This is a genomic window from Streptomyces sp. NPDC037410 (assembly GCF_055602235.1).
Window position 1 is genome coordinate 274,608 of sequence record NZ_JBVJWR010000002.1, and the last position, 26,024, is coordinate 300,631.

General features: G+C 72.7%; 20 protein-coding genes. 5 read left to right on the forward strand and 15 right to left on the reverse strand.

Annotation, left to right across the window (positions count from 1 at the left end):
* Positions 1–92: 92 nt before the first annotated feature.
* The 4 genes from ACZ7HT_RS04190 to ACZ7HT_RS04205 form a co-directional block, all read right to left on the reverse strand.
* A complete protein-coding gene (locus ACZ7HT_RS04190) occupies positions 93–893 on the reverse strand; it encodes a VOC family protein (RefSeq protein ID WP_471159518.1) in 801 nt (266 codons plus the stop codon).
* Between the two features lie 96 nt (positions 894–989).
* Positions 990–1,490: a nucleotide triphosphate diphosphatase NUDT15 gene (locus ACZ7HT_RS04195; RefSeq protein WP_471159520.1), complete on the reverse strand. Its 501-nt coding sequence runs from the start codon at positions 1,488–1,490 to the stop codon at positions 990–992.
* 288 nt (positions 1,491–1,778) lie between these two features.
* Positions 1,779–2,738: a universal stress protein gene (locus ACZ7HT_RS04200; RefSeq protein WP_471159522.1), complete on the reverse strand. Its 960-nt coding sequence runs from the start codon at positions 2,736–2,738 to the stop codon at positions 1,779–1,781.
* 87 nt (positions 2,739–2,825) lie between these two features.
* Entirely contained in the window at positions 2,826–3,224 is a 399-nt protein-coding gene (locus tag ACZ7HT_RS04205; RefSeq protein WP_471159524.1) for a DUF5997 family protein, read from the reverse strand.
* 63 nt (positions 3,225–3,287) lie between these two features.
* Here ACZ7HT_RS04205 and ACZ7HT_RS04210 point away from each other — a divergent pair, with 63 nt between their 5' ends.
* Both ACZ7HT_RS04210 and ACZ7HT_RS04215 read left to right on the forward strand, forming a co-directional pair.
* Positions 3,288–4,106, forward strand: a complete 819-nt coding sequence (locus ACZ7HT_RS04210; protein WP_471159526.1) for a LysR family substrate-binding domain-containing protein — start codon at positions 3,288–3,290, stop codon at positions 4,104–4,106.
* A gap of 125 nt (positions 4,107–4,231) precedes the next feature.
* Positions 4,232–4,810 (forward strand): Type-2Aa cytolytic delta-endotoxin, encoded by a 579-nt coding sequence (locus ACZ7HT_RS04215; RefSeq protein WP_471159528.1) that lies wholly within the window; start codon positions 4,232–4,234, stop codon positions 4,808–4,810.
* Positions 4,811–4,872: 62 nt separating this feature from the next.
* On the opposite strand, the gene ACZ7HT_RS04220 is transcribed toward ACZ7HT_RS04215, so the two are convergent.
* From ACZ7HT_RS04220 to ACZ7HT_RS04230, 3 genes are all read right to left on the reverse strand, one after another.
* Positions 4,873–6,534 carry an FAD-dependent oxidoreductase gene (locus ACZ7HT_RS04220; RefSeq protein ID WP_471159530.1) on the reverse strand — a complete coding sequence of 554 codons (1,662 nt, stop codon included), beginning with the start codon at positions 6,532–6,534 and terminating at the stop codon, positions 4,873–4,875.
* 33 nt (positions 6,535–6,567) lie between these two features.
* The gene (locus ACZ7HT_RS04225) at positions 6,568–7,470 is read right to left on the reverse strand and encodes an AurF N-oxygenase family protein (RefSeq protein WP_116157386.1); all 903 of its coding nucleotides are present in this window, start codon (positions 7,468–7,470) and stop codon (positions 6,568–6,570) included.
* 200 nt (positions 7,471–7,670) lie between these two features.
* The gene (locus tag ACZ7HT_RS04230) at positions 7,671–9,446 is read right to left on the reverse strand and encodes a S8 family serine peptidase (RefSeq protein WP_471159532.1); all 1,776 of its coding nucleotides are present in this window, start codon (positions 9,444–9,446) and stop codon (positions 7,671–7,673) included.
* Between the two features lie 289 nt (positions 9,447–9,735).
* Between ACZ7HT_RS04230 and ACZ7HT_RS04235 the strand changes: the two genes are divergently transcribed.
* Positions 9,736–11,157, forward strand: coding sequence for a sigma 54-interacting transcriptional regulator (locus ACZ7HT_RS04235; RefSeq protein ID WP_471159534.1), 1,422 nt, complete (start codon positions 9,736–9,738; stop codon positions 11,155–11,157).
* 9 nt (positions 11,158–11,166) lie between these two features.
* On the opposite strand, the gene ACZ7HT_RS04240 is transcribed toward ACZ7HT_RS04235, so the two are convergent.
* From ACZ7HT_RS04240 to ACZ7HT_RS04265, 6 genes are all read right to left on the reverse strand, one after another.
* Positions 11,167–12,978 carry a PKD domain-containing protein gene (locus tag ACZ7HT_RS04240; protein ID WP_471159536.1) on the reverse strand — a complete coding sequence of 604 codons (1,812 nt, stop codon included), beginning with the start codon at positions 12,976–12,978 and terminating at the stop codon, positions 11,167–11,169.
* On the reverse strand, positions 12,963–14,351 hold the full coding sequence (locus ACZ7HT_RS04245; RefSeq protein ID WP_471159538.1) for a hypothetical protein: 1,389 nt from the start codon (positions 14,349–14,351) through the stop codon (positions 12,963–12,965). The genes ACZ7HT_RS04240 and ACZ7HT_RS04245 overlap by 16 nt, the downstream gene beginning before the upstream one ends.
* 2 nt (positions 14,352–14,353) lie before the next feature.
* Positions 14,354–16,798: a M15 family metallopeptidase gene (locus tag ACZ7HT_RS04250; RefSeq protein ID WP_471159540.1), complete on the reverse strand. Its 2,445-nt coding sequence runs from the start codon at positions 16,796–16,798 to the stop codon at positions 14,354–14,356.
* Positions 16,799–16,841: 43 nt separating this feature from the next.
* Positions 16,842–17,750 carry a hypothetical protein gene (locus ACZ7HT_RS04255; RefSeq protein ID WP_471159542.1) on the reverse strand — a complete coding sequence of 303 codons (909 nt, stop codon included), beginning with the start codon at positions 17,748–17,750 and terminating at the stop codon, positions 16,842–16,844.
* A gap of 151 nt (positions 17,751–17,901) precedes the next feature.
* Positions 17,902–19,245 (reverse strand): RNA polymerase factor sigma-54, encoded by a 1,344-nt coding sequence (locus ACZ7HT_RS04260; protein WP_471159544.1) that lies wholly within the window; start codon positions 19,243–19,245, stop codon positions 17,902–17,904.
* A gap of 100 nt (positions 19,246–19,345) precedes the next feature.
* Positions 19,346–22,342: a carbohydrate binding domain-containing protein gene (locus ACZ7HT_RS04265; protein ID WP_471159546.1), complete on the reverse strand. Its 2,997-nt coding sequence runs from the start codon at positions 22,340–22,342 to the stop codon at positions 19,346–19,348.
* Positions 22,343–22,520: 178 nt separating this feature from the next.
* On the opposite strand from ACZ7HT_RS04265, the gene ACZ7HT_RS04270 reads away from it, so the two are divergent.
* Positions 22,521–22,913, forward strand: a complete 393-nt coding sequence (locus ACZ7HT_RS04270; RefSeq protein WP_471159548.1) for a YrdB family protein — start codon at positions 22,521–22,523, stop codon at positions 22,911–22,913.
* A gap of 7 nt (positions 22,914–22,920) precedes the next feature.
* On the opposite strand, the gene ACZ7HT_RS04275 is transcribed toward ACZ7HT_RS04270, so the two are convergent.
* Positions 22,921–23,376, reverse strand: a complete 456-nt coding sequence (locus tag ACZ7HT_RS04275; RefSeq protein WP_116157378.1) for a MarR family winged helix-turn-helix transcriptional regulator — start codon at positions 23,374–23,376, stop codon at positions 22,921–22,923.
* 122 nt (positions 23,377–23,498) lie between these two features.
* Here ACZ7HT_RS04275 and ACZ7HT_RS04280 point away from each other — a divergent pair, with 122 nt between their 5' ends.
* Positions 23,499–24,968: an MFS transporter gene (locus ACZ7HT_RS04280; RefSeq protein ID WP_471159550.1), complete on the forward strand. Its 1,470-nt coding sequence runs from the start codon at positions 23,499–23,501 to the stop codon at positions 24,966–24,968.
* Between the two features lie 13 nt (positions 24,969–24,981).
* Here ACZ7HT_RS04280 and ACZ7HT_RS04285 read toward each other — a convergent pair whose 3' ends face one another.
* Positions 24,982–25,938 (reverse strand): SMP-30/gluconolactonase/LRE family protein, encoded by a 957-nt coding sequence (locus tag ACZ7HT_RS04285; protein WP_471160056.1) that lies wholly within the window; start codon positions 25,936–25,938, stop codon positions 24,982–24,984.
* Positions 25,939–26,024 lie beyond the last annotated feature (86 nt).

The window sequence follows — 26,024 nt, forward strand, 5'->3', positions numbered from 1 at the left end:
TTTTCCTAACCGCCCCCCCCCCCCCCCCCCCCCCCCCCCCCCCCCCGCCCCCCCCCCCCCCCCCCCCCCCCCCCCGCAACCGCTGTGTGCCCTCACTCGAACTCGGGCATGTCTCCGACGGTCGTCTTCTCGTCGATCACCGCGAAGGCGGCGCCCTGCGGGTCCACGATCGCCGCGAACCGGCCGAACGGGCTGTCCATCGGTCCGAACACCTTCCGGCCCTTGAGTGCTTCGGCCCGCTCGACGGCCAGGTCGCAGTTGTCGACGGCGAAGTAGATCTGGATGTACGAGGGGATCTCCGCCGGGAAGTCCTCCGCCGTCATCGTCATCCGGCCCAGAACGGGCCGCTCGCCACCGACGTCGAAGACGCGGTAGTCCATGTGCTCGTCCTTGATCTTCTTCGAGCCGTAGCCGAAGACCTCCGTGAAGAAGGCGTCGGACGTCGCCGGCTCCCGCGTGAAGACCTCCGCCCAGGCGTACGCGCCCGGCTCGTTCTCCCGCTCGAAGCCCTCGTGCACACCGGCCTGCCAGACGCCGAACGTGACACCCGTCGGATCCTGCGCGATGCACATCGAGCCGAAGTCGCCGACCTGCATCGGCCCCATCAGGACGCTGCCGCCCGCGCCCCGGATCTTGTCCGCCGTCGCCGCGACGTCCGGCGAGGCGAAGTACAGACACCAGGCCGACTGCGGCTCGCCGTCCTGGCCCGGCATCGGCGGGACGACGGCCGCGACCGCCTTGCCGCCCTTGGAGGCCTGCGTGTAGTTGCCGAATTCCGAGGAGGCCTCGCCGAAGTCCCAGCCGAGGACATCGCCGTAGAACTTCTTCGCGCCCTCGACGTCGGTGAACATCGCGTCGGTCCAGACCGGCGTGCCTTCAGGTCGTGCGGCCATGACGGTCACTCCCACTTCCGATTCGATGACGTGTTCCCTGTGCCACGCTAACCACGCTCGCCCGGGCCCGCGCGGTGACGCACAGCGAGCCCGTCCTCAGCCGGGCAGGCGCCCCAGGCCGTAGCGGTGGAACGGGCCGTCGGGGATCGGGAGCCCGGGCCGCCACATCCGCAGGACCTGTGCCGACGGCAGGAACAGGGCCTCCGGCAGCTGATCCGGGTCCGTCCACTCCCAGCGCTCGATCTTGTCCGGCTCGGCCACGGCGGGCACGCCACGGAAGCCGCGCACGGCCGTGGCCGCGGTCAGCCGGGTCAGCCGCGACGAGGTGACGGAGTCCAGGACGAGACCGAGGAGCTCGACCTCGGCCGCCTCCGCCACCAGCGTCGTCTCCTCGGCCAGCTCGCGGACCGCGGCGGACTCGATCGACTCGCCCGGCTCGACCATGCCGCCCGGCAGCTCCCACACCCCGGAGCGGTGCAGGCCGAGCAGGACGCGGCCGGAGGCGTCGGTCACCACGACGCCCGCGCCGAGCGAGGCGGTGGCGGGCGGCGCCTTGAGGTTGCGGGCGGCGGTGGCGGCGTGATCTGCGGTCGTCATGGCCCCTGTCTACCAGGCACCTCCGACAACGCCCCCTCGCGCGTAATAAAAGCAGCGAACCCCTTGAAATGGGCGGAAAAGGGAGGAGACTCGTTCTTACACCGGACAACCGGAAAGAGCCGCACCCGCCGACGGAGACGTCCGAAGGCCCGCGTGACCCTGATCTCGGCTCTGGCCAGGCCCCCGGCGGGGCCGGTCGGGCACGGAGCCGTCGGCGACGGCCGACGACCGCGCGAACCGACCCGGACCGCCGGGGACTGTCGTGTCCGGAGTGTCATGTGCGGGCTGTCATGCCCTGGGTGGCGCGGCCGAGGGCGGCACCACCGCGACCGGACAGTGCGCGTGATGCAGCACCACGTGCGCCACGGAGCCGATGTGCAGCGCGCCGAAGCGGTGCCGGTGATGCCGGCCCACCACCACGAGACCCGCGTCCCGCGACCCCTCCACGAGCCGGCCCGCGGCGTCCCCCGGCACCACCACCGGGACCAGCTCCACCCCCGGCCACCGCCCGGCGAACGGCCGCAGCCGCTCCTCCTGCTGCCGTCGGGCCTCCTTCACGAGCTCGTCCGCCTCCTCCACCTCGTCCGCGGCGGGCAGCGGCGGCGGCACCTGGAGCGCCGGAGAGGGCACCGGAAGCAGCGCGGCCTGCGGCGGAGGCAGCCGGAACGCGCTCACCGCCTCCAGCGGAACGCCCCGGTGGTGAGCCGCCTCGAAGGCGAAGCCCACCGCCTCGTCCGGGGTCTCCTCCGTGTGCAGCCCGAGCAGCACCCGCCCCGCCTCCGCCCCGTCCACGAGCGCGGCGGCGCGCGCCTCGTGCGGGACGACCACCAGCGGGCAGGGCGCCGTCATGGCCAGCGTCCGGCTGGTCGAGCCGAGCAGCAGGCTCGCGAAGCCGCCGTGCCCCCGGGAACCGGTCACCAGGAGCCGCGCCCCCCGCGCCGCCTCCGGCAGGGCGTCCGTCACGGACCCGTCCAGCGAGTCGTACCGCACCGGCACCCGGTGCCCCCGCTCCTCCACCACCGTCCGCACGGCCTTCGCGACCGTGTCGGGAAGCTCCGGCTCCTTGCCCAGGGAGGCGATACGGGCCGCGCCCAGCTGGAGCGCCTCCGAGCGCACATGGGCCACCACCAGCGGCGCGCCCATGCCCTCCGCGGCGCTCAGCGCCCACTCCAGGGCCCGCAGACTGTGCTCGGACCCGTCCACGCCGACGACGACCGCCGGCTCGTACGCGGTGCTGGTGTCACTCATGGGGGAATGCCTCCCTCACCCGCGGAAACGCCACGCCGGTCCGTACCGAGGTGCTTCGGTCCGGACCGGCGTGGGGAAGAGAGCCGATCAGGCGCTCTGCTGCTTGCGCGCCCGCTCCTCGTTGCGCTCCTTGATGCGGACGTTCTCCTTGCGGACCTCCGCCTGGGTGGCCCGCTCCTTCTGCAGCCACTCCGGGGACTCCTGCCGGAGCGCCTCGATCTGCTCGGTGGTCAGCGGGTCGGTGATGCCGCCGCGCGCGAGACCGGCGATGGAGACGCCCAGCCGCGCCGCGACGACCGGACGGGGGTGCGGACCGTTCTTGCGGAGCTCCTGGAGCCAGGCGGGCGGGTTGGCCTGGAGCTCGTTCAGCTCGGAGCGCGAGACGACACCCTCCTGGAACTCTGCGGGGGTGGCCTCGAGGTACACACCCAGCTTCTTCGCCGCGGTCGCGGGCTTCATCGTCTGGGTGTTCTGGTGCGACGTCATGGTGTCAAGGGTATCGAGCATGCGGGCGAGCTCCGACCACACGGCTACCGGTAACCTGGCGGGGTGACAGGCACGGACGCTTCCCCCTCGGTTTCCCCCTCTTCCTCCGCTTCCCCTTCCTCCTCCTTCCGGCTCGCCTACGTGCCGGGAGCGACACCCGCGAAGTGGGTGCGGATCTGGAACGAGCGCCTGCCCGACGTACCCCTGACGCTCGTCGCCGTGACTCCCGCCGAGGCCTTCGGCGCGCTGCGGGAGGGCACCGTGGACGCGGGCCTCGTCCGGCTGCCCGTCGACCGGGACGACCTCAGCGCGATCCCGCTCTACACCGAGACGACGGTCGTCGTCGTCCCCAAGGACCATCTGTTCGCGGCGGTCGAGGAGGTCTCGGCCGACGACCTCGCCGACGAGCTCGTCCTGCACCCGCTCGACGACACCCTCGGCTGGGAGCAGCCGCCCGGCCGCCCCGCCATGGAGCGCCCGGCGACGACGGCCGACGCGATCGAGCTGGTCGCCGCCGGTGTCGGCGTGCTCGCCGTCCCGCAGTCGCTGGCCCGGCTGCACCACCGCAAGGACCTCACCTACCGGACCCTCGTCGGCGTCCCGCAGTCGCGGGTGGCCCTGTCGTGGCCGGCGGCGGACGAGGCGCCCGACCTGGTGGAGGAGTTCATCGGCATCGTGCGCGGCCGCACCGTGAACAGCACCCGGGGCCGCCGCGCCGAGGAGAAGAAGGGCCAGAAGCAGCCCAGGGAGCAGCGGGCCGCGAAGCAGGCGAAGCCGGGGAAGGCGGGCGGCGGCACCCGCACCGGCGGCAGGCCCTCGGCGCCGCGCAAGGGCGGCCAGGGCTCCGGCCGCAGCGGGAAGCCGCGCCGCGGCCGCGGCTGAACCGTCCGCACGGCGGACGCCCGGTACCCGCCCGCGGGCGCGTCGGCATACTGACCCCTCCTGATCACCGAATCGATCACCTCATCGATCGACGAATCGATCGCCGAGATCATCCAGGAGGAGCTTTGGCCGCCAGTTTCAGGACCGTCGTCGAGGTGGCACCGGACCACCTCGCGCAGGCCCGGTCCATCGACCGGGTGTTCCAGGAGGCGATCGCCCCGGCGACCGTCAACTTCGACTTCGAGGCGATCCACCGGGCGGCCTCGGCCGTCCCGGACAGCGACGTGGTGAAGATGGTCCGGGGCTGGGGGCTCCAGGAGCACGCCCCCGTCCTCGTCATGGTCCTCTCCCTCAAGGAGGCCGTCCGCCAGGCACTGCCGCCGGAGTGCGCGGAGGCCGGCTTCTGGGCCACGGTCGAGCGGGAGCTCGTCCAGGCCTTCACCGGGCTCGCCGCGCAGGAGGGGCAGCCCGGTCTCTCCTTCTACGAGGAGTCCGGGGACCGCACCCGCTTCTACCGGGACCTGTTCTTCGCCCTCCAGGACGAGGAGACCGGGGACCACATCTACGCCCTGGCCTTCTGTGTCGACGTGACCGTCGAGCTGCCGAAGGCCGAGACCCTGGCGCTCGACCTGACCGACGTCGTGCCCTTCGCCGTGCGGCTCAACGCGATCGTCGTCCGCCAGGCGCTGACCGTCTCCGTCTGACCGTACGGCTGACCCGTACCGGCCCGCCGTCCCGGGCCGGACCCTCAGGGTCGTCCTGCCGATCAGCCCCGCAGCCGCAACCGGCTGCCCCTTGCCGCCGCGACGAGCTCCGGCACCGTGGCGAGCTTGACCCGCGGACGCCCCGCGTCCCGGCCCCGGGCCCGCTCGGCCCGGTCGATGGAGGCGAGACCGCGCCCGTCGACGAGCCCCTTCCCGCTGCGGCTCCGCGCGAGGCGGCGGAACTCCTGAGCAGTGCCCGTCGGCTTCGGCAGCGCCCCGGCGACCGCGTCCGCGAGCAGCGTCCCCACCGTCTCCTCGGCGCAGGCCCGGTTGGCCCCGATGCCCCCGGAGGGCCCGCGCTTGATCCAGCCGACGACGTAACTGCCCGGCATCCCCACGACCCGGCCGGCCTCGTGCGGCACGGTGCCGGTCGTCTCGTCGAACGGCAGCCCCGCGAGCGGCACGCCCCGGTAGCCGATGGCCCGGACGAGGAGCCCCGCCGCGATCTCCGTACCGGACGGCTCTCCGTCCTCCGTCACCCGGACCGCCCGCACCGCGTCGGTGCCGAGGGCCGCGACGGGGGCGGAGTGGAAGCGCAGCACGATCCGCCGCCGGTCCAGCGCCGGGGACCCCGTCCAGTCCACCGCCTCCCGCGCCACGCCCCGCAGGAGCGCCGCCTTCGTGCCGGGCGCGGCCGCGTCGATGGCCGCGCGCGTACGCGGGTCCCGGTCGTCGACGACCAGTTCGACGCCGGGGAGGTGCTTCAGGGCGAGCAGTTCGGAGGTGGTGTACGCGGCGTCCTCGGGGCCCCGGCGGCCCAGGAGCACCACCTCCCGTACGGACGCGTCCCGCAGGGCGGCGAGCGCGTGGTCGGCGATGTCCGTACGGGCGAGGGCGCCGGGGTCCGTGACGAGGACGCGGGCGACGTCGAGCGCCACGTTGCCGTTGCCGACCACGACGACCCGCTCGGCGGAGGGCCGGACGGCGTCCGCGCCGGTCTCCGGGTGTGCGTTGTACCAGGAGACGACCGAGGTCGCCGAGACGCTGCCGGGCAGGTCCTCGCCGGGGATGCCGAGCCGGCGGTCGGAGGGCGCGCCCACGGCGTAGACGACCGCGTCGTGGTGCGCGGCGAGCTCTCCGGGGGTGACCTCCGTGCCGATCTCGACGCCGAGCCGCATGCGGACGCGGGGGTGGGAGTGGAAGCGGGCGAAGGTCTCCCCGGCTCCCTTGGTCGCCGGGTGGTCGGGCGCCACGCCGTACCGGACGAGTCCGCCGGCGACCGGCAGCCGGTCGATCAGCGTGACCTCGGCGTTGGTGTGCAGCAGCAGGTCCTCGGCGGCGTACATGCCGGCCGGTCCCGTGCCGACGACCGCGACGCGGATCGGGGCGAAGTCGGAGGGGAGCGAGCGGTCGAAGGCCGGCTCGCCCCAGCGGTGGAAGGTCGGCGAGGCGAGGACGGGAGCGGGCTCGCGGTCCGCGTAGTAGGCGGCGTTGATCCCCTCGTACTCCCGCAGCCGTTCGGTGAGGCGGTCGGCCGGGAAGATCGCGTCGACGGGGCAGGCGTCGGCGCAGGCGCCGCAGTCGATGCAGCTCTTCGGGTCGATGTACAGCATCTCCGTCGTGCCGAAGTCCGGCTCGTCCGGCGTCGGGTGGATGCAGTTGACCGGGCAGACGGCGACGCAGGTGGCGTCGTTGCAGCAGGTCTGGGTGATGGCGTAGGTCATGGCGTCGGCTCAGCTCGGATCCGTGGGAGGGGGTCAGATGAGGTTCGCGCGCTTGTAGAAGTGGAGCGCGGGCCGGGTCAGCAGGCGGGCCGAGGCCAGGAACTCCATGAGCCCGGCGCAGCTGGCGCGCAGCAGCGCCTTGTAGTGCTCGTTGGCGGCGGCCTCGCGGCGGGCGCGCTCGGGGTCGAGTCCGGCCCGCACGTACACCTCCGGGTTCACCAGGCTGGTGATGATGTAGTACGCGGCGATGGCGACGACGAGGGCCTGGAAGTGGCGGCGCGGCCTGCTCGCGCGGGCGAGGTGGCGGCGCGTCTCGTCCCGGGCGAACTTCATGTGCCGGGATTCCTCGACGACATGGATGTTGTTGATGGTCCGGACGAAGGGGACGACCCGCTCGTCGCGCATCCAGTCGCGCTGCATGACGTCGAGGACCTCCTCGGCGACGAGGATGCCGGCGTACGCGGCCTCGCCGAAGCCGACGGTCTTCATGAAGCGCCCGAGTTCGAGCACGGCCCGCTTGGGCCGGTAGGCGGGCGCGCCGAGCTTCTCGGAGCCGCGGGCGAACATGATCGAGTGGCGGCACTCGTCGGCGATCTCGGTGAGCGCCCACTGGAACCGGGGGTCGGTGTGGTCCATGAGGTAGATGTCGCGGAGCACCAGCTGCTGGAGGATCATCTCGAACCAGATGCCGGTGCTGGCCACCGAGGCCGACTCCTGACGGGTCAGCTCCTTGCGCTGCTCCTCGGTCATCTCCTGCCAGTAGGCGGTCCCGTAGAGGCTGTTCCACTCCGGGCTCTGGCCGTGGAAGTCCTTGTCGAGGGGGGTGTCCCAGTCGACCTCGGCGGCGGGATCGTAGGAGAGCTTCGCGGCCGACAGGAGCAGCCGTGCGGCGACGTCGCGGTCTTCGTCGTCCGGGCGGACGGTGCTGCTTGCCATGGTGCGGCTCCTCGGGGTCGCTCGTGCGGCTCGGGCGCTTGTTAGACACCGTGTCTAGCAAGCTTGTTAGACGGAACGTATAGCAAGGGCCCGGGGAAGGCCTACCCCTCGGTACGGACTTTCTTCCGGCGACGTGGCCCGGGGACGCGAAAGGGGCCGGAGCCACAGCGGCTCCGGCCCCGTTTCCCGGGTGGGGTGGGTCAGAAGGTCAGGTTCCAGGCGTCGATGCGGCCCGTGTCCTGGCTGGCGTTGTCGTTCACCCGCAGCTTCCAGACGCCGTTCGCGACCTCCGCCGAGGCGTTGACCGTGTACGTCTGGAGGATGTTGTCCGTGCTGCTGCCCGTGTGGTTGTGCAGCGTGTAGACGGTGCCGTCCGGGGCCACCAGGTCGACCTTCAGGTCACCGATGTAGGTGTGCTTGATGTCGACGCCCACCTTGAGGGTGGCCGGCGCGTTGCCCGTCACGCCGCTGACGGTGATCGGGCTCTCGACCGTGGAGTTGTCCGCGATCGCGTAGTCCGTGAGGTTCTCGAAGTACGCCCCGGCCGGCGGGGTGGAGCCGCCGACGGCCTTCAGGGCGTCCACGCGGCCCTCGCCGAAGAAGCTGTTCTTCGCGGTGGTGCCGGTGCATCGCGCGTCTGCCGGGCAGGCCAGGTCGGTGGCCTGCTCACCGAGCTTCGCCCGGATGTCCGCCGGGGTGTACGCGGGGTTGGCGCTGGCGAGCAGCGCGGCCACGCCCGCGACGTGCGGGGAGGCCATCGACGTGCCGCTCAGCGTGGCGTACTTGCCGCCGGGGGCGGTGCTGTAGACGGACTCGCCGGGGGCCGAGACCTCGATGACGTTCGTGCCGTAGTTGGAGAACGACGCCTTCGACGTGCCGCTGGTGCCGTTCGCCGCGACCGTGACCACGCCCGGCAGCTCGGCCGGGATGTCGAGGCAGTCGTTGGTGAGGGTCCGGGTCACCGGCGTCGAGTCGTTCGGGCTCGACGTGTCGGTGGTCTTGTTGGCCAGGTCGACATTGGAGTTGCCGGCCGCCGCGACCTGGAGGGAGCCCTTGCTCTCGGCGTACGCCTGGGCGCGGCCCACGCCCTCCAGGAGGGCCGCCTGGTCGAGGTCGTTCGGGCAGTTGAACTGCCACGGGTCCGTGTAGTAGCTGTTGTTGGTGACCTTGAAGCCGTGGTCACCGGCCCACACGAGGCCGCAGATCGTGTTCTCCGCGAAGAACAGCGTGGTGCCGGGCTCGGCGATGCGCACCGAGGAGATCTTCACGCCCGGCGCGACGCCGATGGCGCCCTTGCCGTTCTTGGCGGCCGCGACCGTGCCGGCGACGTGGGTGCCGTGCTGGTCGACGTCGCGCCAGGCCCCGACCCGGGTGTCCGGCTTCCCGTACGCGCAGGAGACCGAGTCGGCGGCGTTGAAGTTCGGCGCCAGGTCCTGGTGCTGGTCGTCCACGCCGGTGTCCAGGATGCCGACCTTGACCGTGGCGGAGCCCGGGTTGACGGCCCAGGCCTGGTCGGCCTTGATCTGGGTCATGTCCGAGCGGACGGGCTCCGTGGTGGGAGCGGCGGCCTGCGCCGGGTTGGCCGGGAGCGCCGGGTTGTAGGCGTCGGCGGGGACGTCGGAGGTGCGGGTCGCGCCGACCTTCTGGACGCCGGTGACGCCGCGCATCGTGGCGGCGAAGGAGGCGGAGGTCGAGTGCGCGACGATCACGCCGATCGCGTCGAAGGAGGAGAAGACCGAACCGCCGTTGGCGGCCACGGCGTTGCGGACCGCGGTGGTGTCACCGGGAGCCGTGATGACCAGGTAGGCGCGGGTCCCGGCGGCCCAGGCGGCGGGCGCCGCGGCGACCGCGGGAGCGGCGGCGGGGGCGGCCGAACGGGCCGCGAGGGGCTCGTTGTCCTGGGGTGCGGCCTGTGCGAGGCCGGTGGCCGTGCCGAGCGCCAGCGTCGTGCCGAGCGCGAGGGCCGAGAGTCTCATCCGGCCGGATATCTGGGAAAACAATGCGTCCTCCGATGACCCGGTGGCGCGGGTGGCGCCGGCCGGGCCCTGTGATGTGTGGGGTGGACGCAAGATCCCAGACGGGCGGTGCGGAAGGAAGTGTTCTGTCCGAGAAGCCGGTTGGCGTTACATATTGTTGATCTGGGCACGTCAGGAAGGTGGATGTATCCCCCAGTCCGCCCCCTTCGTTCCCCCGCGCTCCCGTCCGGGTGAGTCCCCCGCGCCCCGAACGTGCGGGAGCGACCGCGCCGCGCGATAATCGGTGACCGTGAGTGACGAAGGCGGGGGTGCGGACACCGTCCGGGCCTGGGTGGCCTTCCACCCGCCGGACGAAGAGGAGCGCGGCGAGGAGGTCGTCGCGCTCCTGCGCCGCGCCGGGCTCGACCCGTACCGCCCACGCCACGGGACCGAAGGCCCCGGCGTGCTCCTCTTCACCGCCGCCGACGACGCTCTCACCGAGCGCCTCGGCGGCCTCGGCGACGGCGGACGGCAGCGGATCCTCGCCGTCGCCCTCACCCGTACGGCCCTCGACGGAGCGGGCCCCTGGCCCCTGCTCCGCGCCGGCGCCACCGACGTCCTCACCTGGGACGCCTCCGCCACCCCCGCCGAGGACGTCGTACGGCGCCTGCGCCGCTGGGCCGCCGTCGACGCCCTCGTCGCCTCACCCCTCGTCACCGACAACCTCGTCGGCGCCGGACCCGCCTGGCAGCGACTCCTCCGGGACATCGTCGAGATGGCCGTCTACAGCGACGCCTCGGTCCTCGTCACCGGCGAGAGCGGCACGGGAAAGGAACTCGTCGCCCGGCTCGTGCACGCCCTCGATCCCCGGCGCGGAGCGGAACAGCTGGTCCTCCTCGACTGCACCACCATCGTGCCCGCGCTCGCCGGAAGCGAGTTCTTCGGCCACGAGAAGGGCGCCTTCACCGGCGCCCTCGCCTCCCGCGACGGAGCCTTCGCCCTCGCCGACCGGGGCACCCTCTTCCTCGACGAGGTCGGCGAACTGCCCCTGGAACTCCAGGCCGAACTGCTCCGCGTCGTCCAGGAAGGCACCTACAAGCGCGTCGGCAGCAACACCTGGCACACCACCGGCTTCCGGCTGATCTGCGCCACCAACCGCGACCTCACCACGGAGGAGGGCGCCCGCCGCTTCCGGGGCGACCTCTACCACCGCATCGCCGCCTGGACCTGCCGCCTGCCCAGCCTCCGCGAACGCCCCGAGGACATCCTGCCCCTGGCCCGCCACTTCCTCCGCGCGGCACGCCAGGACGACCCCGCCCCCGGCGCGGATGACTTCGACCCGGCGGTCTGCCGGCTCCTCATCGAGCGTTACTACCCGGGCAACGTACGGGAGTTGCGGCAGCTCGTCGGAAGGATGGCCCGTCGGCACGTCGGCTCGGGACTCATCAGCGCCGGAGACGTACCACCCGAGGAACGTCCGCCGGGCGCCGGCCCGGACTCCGCGGAGCCCCCGCGCGGCTGGCCGGACGCCGGGTTCGAGGAGTCGATCCGCACGGCCCTCGCCTCGGGCGTGTGCCTCAAGGAGATCGGCGTACGCGCCCGCGAGACCGCCGTCCACATCGCCGTACGGGAGGCGGACGGCAACCTCCAGGAGGCGGCCCGCGCCCTCGGCGTCACGGACCGGGCCCTCCAGCTCCGCCGCCGCGCCGCGAACGGCACAGCGGAGGGATGAGCGGCGCGCCTACCGGCGCATCCGGCGGCCCGCCGTTCCGGCCCCGGCCCCGACGGCTCCGCCCGCCGCGGCGCGCCGGCGCCCGGCGAGGCCGGCCTGCTGGGCGGTGCGCCGCCGCAGATGGACGGCCGGCATGGTGACGTCGAGCCGGTCCGAGGTGAGGTCGACGCCCGTCGCCGCGCGGTACGCGTGGATGTACCCCTGGATCTCCGCCCGCCAGTAGCGGGCCCAGTTCGCCGCCTCGTCCCGCTCGATGACCGAGTTCCAGTCGCCGAACCGGATGGAGAGCAGGATCCGCTCGCCGAAGACCGCCAGGTTGTGGAAGTGCAGCGTCGGCGTGTCCGTCCAGCCCTGCAGCTTCTTCATCACGTCGACCGTGCCCATCCACGGCTCCGGGTACGCCACCATCGTGCGCGCCGGCAGGAAGTGCCGCATCTCCGGCCTGGCGAGCAGCCACTGCTGCATCAGCATCTCCTGCCGAGCCGTCCACGGCAGGTCGCCGTACTGGTTGTGCTGGCCCTCGGTGAGCAGCAGATGCACCTCCTTCAGCGCGTTCAGGACCGGGAACCCGTCCGGCTTGACCGTCATGTCGTCGGCCTGGGTGAAGAAGGTGGTGCACAGCTTCAGGAGGCTGTGGAAGGCCTCCAGGAACTTGGAGCGGCTGTCGGCCCCGCGCAGCGGCGGCACCGCGCGGCCGAGCAGCGTGATCCCGTAGTGGTGGTCGTACTCGTACGCCCGCCGCACCACCGACAGCCGGTGCTGCTCGTCCTGGATGTACCCCCACAGCAGGTTGCCGAGCGGCAGCAGCGGGGCGAGCTCCAGATGGGCCAGGGGATCCGGCTCCACCGCGCGCCGCATGTTCTGGAAGCGGCGGCTGATCTCGATCAGCGACTGGACGAGGAGACTCTCCTCCTCCCAGTAGTTCCACAGGAGTTCGATGAGGCAGGGGTGGGTGAGCTTGTACCGCAGGATCGCGTCGCACGGGAAGCCGAGCTTCCCCGCGCCGCGCACCGGCACGTCCCGCAGCCCCTCCAGGATCCGGGCGAAGTACGGGAGCGTGTAGAGGTTCGGGTCCTGCGGGATCGGCTCGATGAAGGCCTGCCACATCGACTCGATCTCCTGCCGGGTCACACCGTCGTCCTGGTAGCGCGCCTGCTCCTGGAGCAGGTCGATGCCCTCGAAGGGCTCCCCGGGATGGTTCGGGTCGACGAGGATCCCGCAGCGCAGCCGCATGAAGGCCTCGGTCGCGGTCTTCAGGAGCCAGTACGCGTCCACGTCCGGGTAGGGCAGCGCATGCCCCTTGCGCAGGGCCTTCAGCTCGTCCCGCCCCTCGGCCCGCAGCTGCCGGGACTCCCGGTCGAGGCCCTGGGACGGCCGGCAGAGCACCAGGTCGATGAAGTCCTGGTACTCGGCGAAGCCGAGGGACTCGCTGCTGTTGCGGATGGCGGTCCACAGCGCCTGGCTGTCGGTCCTGACGGCCCCCGCGGGCTCCAGGTGCACGGAGAGCGAGGTGTGCCGCCCGTCGACCACCGGCATCTTGATCCGCACGTCGGCGACCTGGGTGCTGGTCCGCCCGTGCGGGTCGGTGACCGTGACCGTGGCGTTCTCGACGCCCGGGTCGGCGGTACGGGTGTCCCAGACGACCGCGGCGTCCGTGGCCGTCCACCGGGCGAGCGAGCCGCCCGAGACGGACCAGGCGTACGTGACGCCGGGCTCCGTCGTGTCGGCCCGCAGCCGCACCATCTCGCCCCGCGTCACCTCGTCGGGTGCGGCGGTCAGCGTGACCTGGAGCGGCGAGCGCGGATTCAGCGGTGTGCCCATGACTCCTCCTCGGGCAGGGAACGAAGAAGACCGGCGCCCACGGGGACGGCCTTCCGGGGGATGACCGGCCGGACGGCCGGAGGGGAACGGCGGGCGCAGGCGGCGGTCGTGGCGAGCGTGCTGCGCAGGGCCCAGCCCCGCAGCAGCCCCTCGACCCGGCGGCTCTCCTCCTCGGGGGAGAGGCGGCCTGCGGCCCGGGCCTGTCCCAGGACCGCGAAGGCGAGCGTCGGCGCGGCCCGGTCGAGCAGCTCCGGACGGCGCCGTGACGCCTCGTACAGCGCGAGCAGTCGCATCGGCGACCGTTCGGCCGGCCGGAACAGCCGGCCGAGGGACGGCTCCGCCCGACCCTGCGGGCGGTGGGAGACGAGCAGTTCGGCGAGACCTGGTGCGGCGGAGGTCAGCGCGTCGAGCAGCGCCCGCGCCTCCGCGTCGAGACCTTCCGGCGGATACAGCGCGGACCACAGCTCGCCGACTGCCCGCCACTGCGGGTCCGGATGGAGCAACTCGCCGATGGCGGTGCCCAGATGGACCCTGATCCAGGGGAACGGGTGGCTGTCGAACGGGTCGAGGCGGAAGACGAACCGGCGCGGCATGCTCACCACCCCGATCAGTCCCATCGTCGCCGTCACCCCGAGCTTCCCGATCGCCCAGAAGTCGGCGACGATCTCCGGCATCCACCGGGAGAACAGCGCCCAGGGCAGCGGCAGTCGGCCACCGGGCCCCGCGGCCCGCGCCCGCAGCTCGGCCTGGAGCGAAGGCACCAGACCGAGGAGCGCGGCGCCCTGGTGGCCCACCTCGTGGCAGAGCGAGGAGCTCAGCCCGTACCCGCCGACCATCCGCTCGCGCGGCACCCGCACGATCGCGACGGGACTCGCACCACCGCCCGGCAGGCGCGTCCTGGCCCGCCTGATGGCCGCGCCGGGGCCCCGGTCCAGATAACACACCACCGGCGGGGCCTCGAACGGAAGGTCCGGCAGGTCGAGCGCGTCGGCCGCCGCCACGTCCATGCCGGACAGCCACAGACCGACCTCGTGCTCACTGCGCTGGGTGATCGTCTGCTGGAAGAGGTCGAACTGGCCGAGCACGTCGTTGAACCGCCAGCGCAGTACCGTGAACCTCCGCTGCATCTCGGCGGGAGAAGCCGCCGCGCCCCCGCCGTCGAGCCAGTCCAGATACGCCAGGACCCGGCCGCGCAGCTCCCGCCGCCCCGCCACGAGCGTCCGCTCGATCCCGATCTGGGCGGCCGGGGACGGCGCGGCGGCGGGGAGCATCGTCTCGCGCACGGCGAAGGGCCGGACCTGGTCGAGCCGGGCCAGCAGCGCCCGCGCCTCGCCGGAGAGCATCCGGCGGGCCTCCGACGGCGTTCCGGGCATGGTCAGGCCTCCGTGATCATGATCCGGTCGCCCCGGCGCACCCATGTGCCGGAGGTCGGGCCGGAGTCCGGTGGCACGGGAGCGGCCGCAGGTTCGGCGGGCGGCTCCGCCGGTCCATCGGCAGGGGGCGGGGCCGCAGGGGCGTCCGGGGCGGGCTCGGGACCGGTGTCGACGGGGCCGGTGCCTGTGTCCGCGGACGGCATCGGTTCAGGCGTCGGTTCGTACGGCAGGGGTACGGGCCAGGGTGTCGCGCCCGGGTACCGGTAGCCGTAGGGGTATCCGTAACGGCGGCGAGGCCAGGACCACGGTGCCGGGCGCGCGTACCGGTGGAAGGAACGGTAGAGCCCGGGCGCGTACCGCCGGGCGGCGGTGAAGACTGCGGCCCGGCCGACCGCGCGGTCGCCTGCCCGGCCCCGGTACGGACGGTAGTGGCGGTACCGGTCGCGCGGCGCCATCGCCGCGTTCCGCGCGGCCGCGGCGGAGAGCCGGACGAACCGCCTCGCGACTTCGAACTCGTCCTCTCGAGTATCCGTCGTCTCGGCGGTCAGCCCGAAGAGCTGGGCTGCCGGATTCCAGGCGGCGCTGCTCGTCTCGCCGCCCCGGTAGACCCAGTGCCAGGGTTCCTTGATGTAGGGCCCGAAGCCGAAGCGGTGCGCGTTCGCCCGCAGCCAGCCGAAGAACCAGGTGGACTTCCAGCGCCCCACGGCCTTCCGTCCGGTGCTGTTGGAGATCCCGTGAGCGCGGTCGCGCTCCTGGAGGAAGTCGATCGCGATCCCGTTCTGGTGGTTGCTGTACCCGGGCGCGGCGATCTTGTCGGGGACGGGGAAGTCGACCAGCATGTACCGGACGGCCCGGTCGCCGTGCGGGCCGCCGGGGAGCTTCGCCCGGGCGGCGGCCGTCACGTCGTAGTAGCCCGTGAAGTGCCCCAGCCACAGCCGCCGCTGACGCTCGCTGCCCCGGTAGCCGCTGCTTGCGGTGAGCCGCGTGGTGTGGCCGGCGTCCGCGTCGCCCGCCGCCCGTGCCTCGGCGAGCGCCGCGTTGGCGGCCGCGAGCAGCCGGCCGGCCGCCGCGGCGGCGTCGCTCCGCATGGCGACGGCGTGAGGGGTGCCGGGAACGTGGCTCAGCTCGCCGGGCGCCAGGTCCCGTCCGGGCCGGCCCTTCCTCGCACGGGAGCGGGCCAGATGCGCGTCGAGCACCCGTTGCCGGAAGCCGAGCTGCTCGGGCGTACCGCTCCACCGTTCGCCCGTCTCGCTCTCCAGCTCCCCGTACGTGTCCGCGACTTCGCGTACGGCGGCGCGGCGACGGGGCGCGGGGGCCGGTCTCGCCCCCGGCAGGTCGGCGGCGGCGTCGGCCAGGAGCAGCGGCCCGTAGAGCCGGGGGATGTCCATGTGCTGCACCGTCGTCCACTCCACCCGGAACCTGGGAGAGCCCGCCCCTCGCACGGCTGCGGCCACCTGTTCGCTGTTGCGTGCGGTCTTCTCGTACGGCCGGTAGAGCACCCGGAGGGCGCCGGATCCCCGGTCGATCCTCCGCCGGGCCCAGCGGATGAGTGGCGTGGGGTCCTGGTACAGCGCGTCGAAGGTGTGCACCTCGTCCGGGTCGGTGTGGCACAGGATGCACATCAGCGCGGCGCCGCCGCCGGAGTGCGCCGTGAGGATGAGCCGCCCGAGCGGGGCGTCCACGCCCGTCGCGGCCCTGAAGTGGGCCAGGGCCTCGGCGACCAGGCGGTCGATCGCTCCGGGCAGCTGAAGGGCGGGGTGAGAGTAGCGGCGGCCCGACGGGCCGTCGACGTGATGGCCCCGGGGGAGGACGAGCAGCGTCGGAGCGGTGCGGCCGGGGGCGTTTCCGGCGGGGTGGAAGTCGAGCCCGCTGACCGGGTCCATGTCGTCGGGGAGGGTCATCGGCCCGTTGTGGAAGCCGTGTAGATGGACCACGACGTCGACCCGGGACGGCCGGTCCATCGCGTTCCACTTCAGGAACATGTCGGGCGGGGTGCCCGCGTGATCCCGCAGCATCGGCAGCCGCTCCACCGCAAGGCATCCGGGATCGGGCGACCCCCTCCGGCCTGTCGGAAGGGGGCACGGGGGACGGCTCACCCTCTTCCGGCGCGCCGGAGCGGTCCGGGGGAGCGCGGTCCGGGCCACGTTCTTCAGGACCCCGCCCAGCGCCTCGCCCGCCGCCGCGCTGAGGAACCCGCCGTCGCGGCGCGCGAGAGGCGCGAGGAGCGAGCCGAGGAAGGCCTCCAGCTCCTGCTCGTCGGCGACGCCGAGGAGCTCCGTGGCGAGCGCGCTCTCCTCCGCCTCGGTCAGCGGACTGCCGTACTCGCCGCCGAGCAGGCCCGTCTCCGCCGCGTACTCCCGCAGCTCCGGAGCGGTCGGGGCGCTCCGCCGCGGTGTCGTGGCGCGCCGGTGGTGCCCGCCGCCGCACCCGCACTCGTACGTGGTCATGGCCGGTCTCCCTTCGGGTGCCCGTTCGGATGCCTCGGGTCCCTCAGATGCCGAGGAGGATGATGGTCCGGCCCCGCCTGACCCAGCGGCCGCTGGAGCCCCGCCCGCCGTAGGCCGCGGGACCCCTGAGGTCGGGGACGACGGAGGCGGCACCCGAGACCAGGGGGACGAGCCCGGGGGCGTACCGCTGTGCGGCACCGAGCACGGCGGCCCGCGCGGCGCCCGCGTCCACCTCGTCGACACCCTCGAAGTCGCTCTCGAAGTCACCCTCGGACTCGCCTGCGAACTGGCCTTCGTACTCGCCCGCGTACTCACCCTCGTATTCGCCCTGGTATCCGCCCGGGCCCTGGTATTCGCCCGCGAGGCCGCCCGCGCCCTCGAACTCGTACCCGTACTCCTGGTCCGCCGCCTCGAACTCGCCCTGGAAGTCGCCCTCGTACTCCCCGTACGTCCCCGCCCCGCCGTCGGCCCCGGCCGCCGTCCGCGCGGCGTCGGCGGCGAACCGGACGAACTGGCGGGCCGCCTCGAACTCCTGGTCCTCCCGGCTCAGCCCCTCCACTTCGAGGCCGAGGAGACTCCCCGCCTTCGATGCCAGCTGCGAGCCGATCAGCCCGCCGACGCCGGGAGCGACGAGATTGCCGGCGGCCGAGCCGAGCACCGGCAGGAACTGCCGGGCGGCGCCCCGCAACAGGCCGTGCAGAGCCTTGCCCGCGGCACCCCTGAGCAGGGGAGCGGCGGCGCGGATCAGCCCGCCGAGGAACTGTTCGAGCTCCGCCTCGTCGCCGACCTCCAGGAGTTCGCCGGCCAGCTCCATCTCCCGCACCTCGTCGAAGCCGCCCTCGGCCGCGCCCTCGAACTCGGGGGCGTACGCGCCGTACGCCTCCGCCTCTCCGGCCGTGCCGCCGCCGGTCCCGTAACCGAACTCGAGCTGTGTGCGATCCATGTTGTGCATTGCGGCCTCCTCGATACGCTCATCCCTCTCCCTGCAAGTTCCGTGCCAGCGGGCGGAGGCCGTGGTGACAGGGGTCCGGCCGTCGTGTGCCGAAGATCCCTTCGTGCGCACCGGCGTGGGACACGAAGGAGTCTTCGGAGCGGAGGCGGGCTCAGGCGGCCTGCGGGCGGGCCGCCCGGTGGGCGCGGGGCTCGATGCCCAGGTCCGTGCGGTACTTGGCCACCGTGCGGCGCGCCACCGGGAAGCCGTGCTCGGCGAGGAGGCCCGCCAGTTCGGCGTCGGAGAGCGGCCGCGGCTCGTGCTCGACGAGGTCCCGGAGGGCCGTGCGGACGTCGGTGCGCGCGCCGAAGAACCCGGCGAGGGGCATGGTCCGGCGGCAGGGGAGCAGCGCCACGCGTCCCGCGACGGCCCGGCAGACCGTCGACTCGTGCAGACCGAGGGCGTCCGCGACCTCGCGCCGGCGGAGCGGTCGCAGCCCGGCCGGTCCTTCGTCGAGGAAGGGCCGCTGCGCGTCCACGACGTACTCGGCGATCCGGCGCAGGGTGCGCCAGCGGCCGTCGAGCCGTGCGAGGAAGTCCCGTGCCCGGCCGACCTGGGCGCGCGCGAGGCGCTCACCGGCCGGGCCGGCCCCCCTGGAGCCGGCGGCGAACGCGAGGTAGGAGGGGCTGACGGTGAGCCTCAGGCGGAGGGGTTCGAGGAGGGTGACCGTGCAGGCGCCCCGGTGGTCCCTGGTGATCACCAGGTCGGGCGGTGCGCAGGCGGCGGCGGGCGGGGGCGTCAGGTCCGGCCCGGCGGAGGGCCGCAGCTCGGCGCGGACGAACGCTCTGACCCGCCGTATCTCCTCGACCGGCACCCCGAGCGCCCGCGCGGCCTCCGCGAAGCGGTCTTCGTCGGCCAGGGTCGCCAGGTGGTGGCTGAGGACGGACCTGATCAGGGGCTCCCGGGTTCCGTGCCGCTCCTCCCAGCGGTCGAGCTGGAGCAGCAGACACTCACGCAGGTCACGGGCACCGGTGCCGGCGGGCGTCGCCGCGCGGAGGGCGGCCAGAGCGCGCCGGACGCGGCCGGGGGTGACGCCGAGAGCGGCGGCGATCTCCTCGACGGGGGCGTCCAGGCGACCGCGCGGGCCGAGGCTGCCGAGGAGGTACGCGGCGAGAGCGGTGTCCTCGGCGGGGAGCGCGGCCCCGACCTCGGCGAGGAGCCACGCGGCGCGCTCGTCGGCGCGCGGCTCGGGTCCGGCCCCGGGGTTCTCGGCCGTCCGCGCGCCGGTGCCGTACAGGCAGGGGCACAGGCCGGGGGAGCCGAGCGGCGTCCCGCAGAGGGGGCAGACCGCAGGTTCCGGGTCCTCTTCGAGTGCCGGGTTCTCCGCGAGCTCCTGGGCGACCCGGGCCTCCAGGCCGAGGGCGGGCAGCTGGAGGAGGGCGGCGAAGGTCACGAGCGCCGGTGTGGCCTGCGGGGCCATGGCGGGTGTCGTCGCGAGCTCCATCCCGGCGGACATCCGGTGCTCCTCTCCTCCCTCGGGAGCACCCCCGGTTCCCACCGTCCGCCGGGCACCCGGTGCTGTCAAACCGGGCGCCCGGACGACTGCCGGTGGACCGCTACTTGAGGTACGGGCCGGCCGTGCCGATCTTGCCGGGGCCGTTCAGGACGTACACCCGCAGGTTGCCCTTGCCGGGTGCGGCGACCGAGAGGCTGCCGTTCACGACGGTGCGGACGTCGCCGGTGACGGCGTCGGTGTACGTGCCGTTCGGGATGCCCGTGAAGGTGGCGCCCCCGGAGACCGTGACGAGCGCGAAGCTGTCCGTCGAGCCGCTGGTGTAACGGCGCTTGAACGCCATGCCGCCCGAGATGCCCTCGGTGGAGTACTGGCCCGTCTGGAGCGCGGGGATCGCGCGGCGGATCTGGTTGAGCCGCCGCACGTGCTGGACCAGGGGCTGCTGGAGGGTGGTGGCGACCGCTCCCGAGGCGGAGGAGACCTGGGAGAAGTCGGAGGCCGTGACGGAGCCGGCGACGTGGTCGCCGAAGTAGGCGCGGCCGGTGGTGGCGAGCGGGCAGGTCGGCCCGCAGTCGATCTTCTGCCCCTTCTGGAACTCGATCTCGGAGCCGTAGTACAGCGTCGGGATGCCGCGGAAGGTCCACATCAGTGACATGTTCTCGGCCCAGGCGTCGGTGCCGCCGGCGTACCGCTCGCTCGACTTGTTGGGCCCGTAGTCGTGGCTGTCGACGTAGACGACGTTGTAGGTGGCGTCGTTGTAACTGTCGTCGGAGTCCCTGCCGTTGGAGAAGGCGTTCTGCGCGTCACCGAAGTTCATGTGCATGCGCATGTCGATGACGTTCATGCCGGAGAAGCGGCTGTGGTCGGGGGTGTGGTAGCTGTTCCCGGCCAGGAAGGCGTTGGTGGAGGTCGGCTGGTTTCCGGTGCCCTGCTGCTGCTCGTAGTCGTACATCTCGAGCGCCGCCTTCGCGTCGTCGGCGTCGTACTCCTTGCGCTCCTTCCAGGTGTAGAACTGCGCCGAGTGGTTCACCGAGCCGCGGTTCCACTTGTCGTTGACGAAGGCGGCGACCTCGCCGAAGACGAAGAAGTTCTGCGCGGCCTGGGCGCCGTGCTGCTGCGCCACCCGCTCCTGGATGGCGGGCAGGAAGCGGCGGTTCCAGGTGGTGCGGGGGATGTGTACGGCGGTGTCGACGCGGAAGCCGTCGACGCCCATGTCGATGTACTTGTCGTACGCGCCGATCAGGTAGTTCTGGACCGTCGGGTTCTCGGTGTTGAAGTCGGCCAGGTCCTCGTGCAGCCAGCAGGAGCGGGAGTCCTCACCCTCCCAGTTGCCGATCCAGCACTGGTGGTAGAGCTCCTTGGGGAACATGCCCGAAGTGGGGCTCGGCCACTGGCAGTTGTAGACGGTGTAGCCCTCGGCGCTCTTGCCGCCGGTCGGCTTGCCCCAGTTCACGCAGGTGTTTCCGGTGGGCTCCGCCGTCGACCACAGGTCGCCGTTGTAGTACGACTTGCCGGTCTTCGCGTCGATGGTCAGGCCGTCGTACTCGAAGCCGGGCTGCTTCTCGTCGTAGTACCAGCTCCACTGGCTGTCCCGCACGCCGTACACGGTCGGGACGAAGAGGCCCTTGGCGCCCCAGCGGGAGGAGTGGTTGTAGACGACGTCCTGGTAGATCTTCATGCCCTTGGCGTGGGCGGCGTCGATGAGGTCCTGGTAGGAGGCGCCGGCGGATTCCAGGCGGGGGTCGACCTTGTAGAAGTCCCAGCCGTGGTAGCCGTGGTAGTCGTAGTCCGAGCGGTTGAGGACCACCGGGGTGATCCAGATCGCCGAGAACCCGAGGCCCTTGACGTAGTCCAGCTTCTGGATGAGGCCCTTGAAGTCGCCGCGGAACATGGGGTCGTCGTTGGCCGCGTTGCCCGACTTGACGTGCTGGCTTCCGCCCCGGTTGTTCGACGGGTCTCCGTCGTTGAAGCGGGCGGTGAGGACGAAGTAGATCGGGTCCTTGCGCGGGTCGGTGCCGAGCGGCTTCCCGGCCGCGGGCGTGGCCGGCTTGTCGCCGGTGGTCGCGGTCGCGGCGGCGGAGGCGGCGGAGACGTTCCCGGCGGCGTCGACGGCCTTCACCGTGTAGGTGTACGCGGTCCGTTCGGCGAGGCCGGTGTCGGAGTACACGGTGGAGCCGACGTCGGTCACGACCGTGCCGCCGCTGCCGCCGGTACGGGTGATCTGGTACGTGGTGACGCCCCGGTCGTCGGTGGCGGGGTCCCAGGCGAGCAGGACGGAGACGCCGTCGGCGGTGGCGGTCACCCGGGCCGGGGCGGTCGGGGCCTGGGTGTCGGGCGGGGTGGCGGCGCAGGGGTCGGTGGCGTTCGCCGTCACCACCCGGTTCCGCACGGTGGAGACGCCCGTGCCGATCGTGTAGTCGGCGCCGCCGTTGTTGTCCCAGGTGCCGTTGCCGTTGTTGAAGGCGGCCTTGAGGGTGGCGGCCGTCCCGAGGTCGATCTCCCGCTTCCACCAGCCGGCGCAGGCGGCCTGCATGCCGACGCCCGGGACGGCGGTCCAGGCGCCGCCCGCCGGCTGGTAGTGGATGTTGGCGGTGGACCAGCCGAGCGCCTCGGTGGAGTAGTAGACGGTCGCCTTCGCGGCGGGGGCGGGCGTGGTGCCCGCGCAGGGGTCGGAGTGGGCGACCACGCCGTCCTTGACGGTGATGTTCCCCGTGCCCAGGGCGTAGTTCGCGCCGCCGTTGTTGTCCCAGGTGCCGCTGCCGTTGTTGAAGGTGGCCTGGAGTCCGGCGGCGCTGCCGAGGCTGACGGTCTTCTTCACCCAGTCGGTGCAGGCGGGCTCCATGGCGACGCCGGGGACCGTGGTCCAGGAGCCGCCGTCGGGGGCGTAATGGAGGTTGTAGGCGGCCCAGTTCTTCGTCCTGGTCCAGTAGAAGACCGTCGCGGTGTTCTCCGCGACGGCCGCGGCCGGGGCGGTCGGCGGTGACGGGGCGTCGGGTGGTGCGGCGAGCAGGCCGAGCAGGCCGAGCAGGCCGAGCAGGCCGGCGGCCAAGGCCAGGACGGCCACCGGGCGTCCGAGGGGCCGCGTGGGGGTGCGGGGCATCTGATTCTCCAGGCGGGGGTGCGTTCCGTACGGACCGGCGGGGAAGCGGGGATCGGCCGTTGGAAACGCTGTCGGAAAGTTTCTGAAATCTCTTGCGTCGCCGGGAAGTTACCGTCGACGCGGCCCGGAGGTAAAGACTTCTGACGGAAGCGGCGTCTAGGCTCGGTCGGTCGCACGCGTGATCGACGTCGAGAGGTCCCCGATGAAGCTGCCCGCACCACTGCGCGTACTGAACGAAGGCCTGGCGCTCCTCCTTGAGCTCGCCGCGCTGGCCGTGCTGGCCTGGTGGGGATGGGAGAGCGCGGAGAACGTGGCGCTCCGGCTGCTGCTCGCGGTCGCCGCGCCCGCCCTCGCGGCCGTCGTCTGGGGGCTGTTCGCCGCCCCGAGGGCCCGGTTCACGGTGCCGCTCGCGGGTGTTCTGTGCGTGAAGGCCCTGGTGTTCGGCGCGGCGGCGCTCGCGCTGAACGGCCTCGACCGGCCGGTGTGGGCGGTCTCCTTCGCCGTCGTGGCGCTCGTCAACACCGTCCTGGTGACGGCGGACCGTCAGGCCGCCGTGTCGCGCGGCGCCTGACGGGACGTCACGGCCGGGGCCAGGGGCGGCCTTCGAGCCGCTCGATGTCCCGGTTGAAGCGTTCGAGGTAGGCGGCGAAGCGGGCCACGTCCTCGGGTGACCAGTCCTCCATCACCCGCTCCAGGCCCGCGACGTTGAAGGCCCGGTCGGCGTCCAGGCGGCGCTCGCCCTCCTCCGTGATGCGGAACTTGCGGGCGATGCCGCCGTCCGGATCCGGGATGCGCTCCACGACCCCGGCGCGCAGCATCGCGGCGGTCTGCCGGTTGAGGGTGGAGGCGTCGAGGCCGAAGGCCTCGGTGAGCTGCCCGATGGACATCGGCCCGTGCATCCGGATGCGGGTGAGGAGGACGTACGCGCTGCGGTCGAGGTGATCGCCGGCCGCCCGCGAGCGGGGCCCGTACAGGTGGGCGTGGCGTCCGAGCAGCATGCTCTCGAACTCGACCAGGTGGGTGGGCTTGTCCATGGGGCCATTCTCTCCCGTTCCGCGATCATGTGCATCATGCATGACTTGTGCATGCTGCAATCGATGTGCATGATGCATATGACTGTTCTTGAAAAACCGAAGAAAGTACCGAGGGAGAACCCGTGGACGGCTCCAAGTCCGACGCCCGCCCCGGCGGCGTCGTCGGCGTCCTCGCCATGGCCGGCATCGTCGCCGCACTCATGCAGACCCTGGTGGTGCCGCTCATCGGCGACCTCCCCGAACTGCTCGGCACCACCGCCTCCAACGCCTCCTGGGTGATCACCGCCACCCTCCTCGCCGGAGCCGTCGCCACCCCCGTCGCCGGCCGGCTCGGCGACACCCTCGGCAAGCGGCGCGTCCTGCTCGTCTGCGTCATCCCGCTGGTCGCCGGCTCGGTGGTCTGCGCCCTCGCCACCTCCGTCGTCCCCATGATCGTCGGACGCGGACTCCAGGGCCTCGGCATGGGCGTCGTCCCCCTCGGCATCAGCCTGCTCCGCGACGTCCTCCCGCCCGAGAAGCTCGGCGGCTCCATCGCCCTGATGAGCGCCTCCATGGGCGTCGGCGGCGCCCTCGGCCTGCCCTTCTCCGCCGCCGTCGCCGAGAACGCCAGCTGGCGCGTGCTCTTCTGGGTCGCCGCCGGACTGAGCGTCGTGGTCGGCGCCCTGATCTGGCGCGCCGTCCCGGACGGGCGCCGCGCCGCCGCCCCCGGCCGCTTCGACCTGCCGGGCGCCCTGGGCCTCGGCGTCGGTCTCGTCGCCCTGCTGCTCGCCGTCTCCAAGGGCGCGACCTGGGGCTGGGGCAGTGCCACCACCCTCGGCCTGTTCGCCGTCGCGGCCGTCGTCCTGCTCGCCTGGGGCGCCTGGGAGCTGCGCACCCCCGACCCGCTCGTCGACCTGCGCGTCACCGCCCGCCCGGTCGTCCTGATGACCAACGCGGCCTCGGTCCTGGTCGGCTTCGCGATGTACGCGCAGTCCCTGGTCGTCCCCCAGCTGTTCCAGCTGCCCGAGGCGACCGGCTACGGCCTGGGCCAGTCGATGATGGCCATGGGGCTCTGGATGGCCCCGGCCGGCCTGATGATGATGATCCTCGCGCCGCTCGGCGCCAAGCTCTCGGCCGCCCGCGGACCCAAGGTCACGCTCTCGGTCGGCGCGCTCGTCATCTCCGTCGGGTACGGCTCCTCGCTCGCCCTGATGGGCTCCACCTGGGGTCTGCTCACCGTGACCCTCATCTGCAACACCGGCGTCGGGCTCGCCTACGGGGCCATGCCGGCGCTCATCATGGGCGCGGTCCCGCAGGAGGAGACCGCCTCCGCCAACAGCTTCAACACCCTGATGCGCTCCATCGGCACCTCCGTCTCGGCCGCCGTCATCGGCGTCGTCCTGGCGCAGATGACCACCACCCTCGGCGGCCACGCGCTGCCCTCCGAGGACGGCTTCCGCGTCGCGATGCTCATCGGCTGCGGCGTCGGCCTGGTGGCGGCCGTCGTCGCCGCGCTCATCCCCGCGCGGTTCACGGCGCCGGCCTCCGCCGACGCCCGGGGAGCCGAATCCGGGGCAGGCCCGCGCGCGACCTCGGGGGCGACCGCTTCCTGACGGGAGCCGTGCCTCAGGCCGCCGTGTCCCACCAGGGCCGGTGGCCGGGGCCGGTCGGGTGGGTGCCCGTGTTGCTCATCACGACCGAGTACAGGCTGGTCTGGGCGGCGATGAAGAGGCGGTTGCGCTTGGCGCCGCCCCAGGAGATGTTGGCGACCGGCTCCGGGACGTTCAGCCGTCCGATCAGCGTGCCGTCGGGGTCGTAGCAGTGCACCCCGTCGGCCATCGCGGCGGCCCAGAGACGGCCGTCCGCGTCGAAGCGCAGGTTGTCGAAGCGGGCCCTCTCCCGGGCCGACGCGTCGGCGAAGACCTTGCCGTCGGAGAGCGTGCCGTCCTCGCGCACGTCGAAGACCCGGATGAAGCCCGCCCGGGTGTCGGAGACGAACAGCTGCCGCTCGTCCTGGGAGAAGACGAGCCCGTTCGGCGCGGCGAATTCGTCGGACACCAGGCGCACTTCACCGCTGTCCGGATCGATGCGGTACACGTTGTTGGAGCCGATCTCGCTCTCCGCGCGGTAGCCCTCGTAGTCGCTGGTGATGCCGAAGTCCGGATCGGAGAACCAGATCGACCCGTCGGACTTCACCGCCGCGTCGTTCGGGCTGTTCAGCCGCTTGCCCTGCCAGCGGTCCGCGAGGACGGTGACCGTGCCGTCGTGCTCGGTGCGCGTCACACGCCGGTTGCCCTGCTCGCAGGAGATCAGCCGGCCCTCGCGGTCGAGGGTGTTGCCGTTGGTGTGCCCGGCCGTGCGGCGGAAGACGCCGACCGCCCCGGTCTCCTCGTCCCAGCGCAGCATCCGGTCGTTCGGGATGTCGCTCCAGACCAACTGGCGCCACGCGGGCAGATAGATCGGACCCTCGGCCCAGCGGCAGCCCGTGTAGAGGACCTCCAGGGCGTCGTCCCCGTACATGCACCGCCCTGTGAGGAACCGCTCGTCGAACATCTCGTACAGCTCGGGGCGCTCGCCGTTCATGGGGCCCTTCCCTCCTGCATCGCTCATGCATGCCGAACCTGATCCTGTGCAAGATGAAGATTGCAGGATCATCTACGGTCTACACA

Bases quoted from the DNA above. Each gene is read 5' to 3' on its own strand.
- ACZ7HT_RS04190 (WP_471159518.1), bottom strand. From the start codon at position 893: ATGGCCGCACGACCTGAAGGCACGCCGGTCTGGACCGACGCGATGTTC.
- ACZ7HT_RS04195 (WP_471159520.1), bottom strand. From the start codon at position 1,490: ATGACGACCGCAGATCACGCCGCCACCGCCGCCCGCAACCTCAAGGCG.
- ACZ7HT_RS04200 (WP_471159522.1), bottom strand. From the start codon at position 2,738: ATGAGTGACACCAGCACCGCGTACGAGCCGGCGGTCGTCGTCGGCGTG.
- ACZ7HT_RS04205 (WP_471159524.1), bottom strand. From the start codon at position 3,224: ATGACGTCGCACCAGAACACCCAGACGATGAAGCCCGCGACCGCGGCG.
- ACZ7HT_RS04220 (WP_471159530.1), bottom strand. From the start codon at position 6,534: ATGACCTACGCCATCACCCAGACCTGCTGCAACGACGCCACCTGCGTC.
- ACZ7HT_RS04225 (WP_116157386.1), bottom strand. From the start codon at position 7,470: ATGGCAAGCAGCACCGTCCGCCCGGACGACGAAGACCGCGACGTCGCC.
- ACZ7HT_RS04230 (WP_471159532.1), bottom strand. From the start codon at position 9,446: ATGAGACTCTCGGCCCTCGCGCTCGGCACGACGCTGGCGCTCGGCACG.
- ACZ7HT_RS04240 (WP_471159536.1), bottom strand. From the start codon at position 12,978: ATGGGCACACCGCTGAATCCGCGCTCGCCGCTCCAGGTCACGCTGACC.
- ACZ7HT_RS04245 (WP_471159538.1), bottom strand. From the start codon at position 14,351: ATGCCCGGAACGCCGTCGGAGGCCCGCCGGATGCTCTCCGGCGAGGCG.
- ACZ7HT_RS04250 (WP_471159540.1), bottom strand. From the start codon at position 16,798: ATGACCACGTACGAGTGCGGGTGCGGCGGCGGGCACCACCGGCGCGCC.
- ACZ7HT_RS04255 (WP_471159542.1), bottom strand. From the start codon at position 17,750: ATGCACAACATGGATCGCACACAGCTCGAGTTCGGTTACGGGACCGGC.
- ACZ7HT_RS04260 (WP_471159544.1), bottom strand. From the start codon at position 19,245: ATGTCCGCCGGGATGGAGCTCGCGACGACACCCGCCATGGCCCCGCAG.
- ACZ7HT_RS04265 (WP_471159546.1), bottom strand. From the start codon at position 22,342: ATGCCCCGCACCCCCACGCGGCCCCTCGGACGCCCGGTGGCCGTCCTG.
- ACZ7HT_RS04275 (WP_116157378.1), bottom strand. From the start codon at position 23,376: ATGGACAAGCCCACCCACCTGGTCGAGTTCGAGAGCATGCTGCTCGGA.
- ACZ7HT_RS04285 (WP_471160056.1), bottom strand. From the start codon at position 25,938: ATGAACGGCGAGCGCCCCGAGCTGTACGAGATGTTCGACGAGCGGTTC.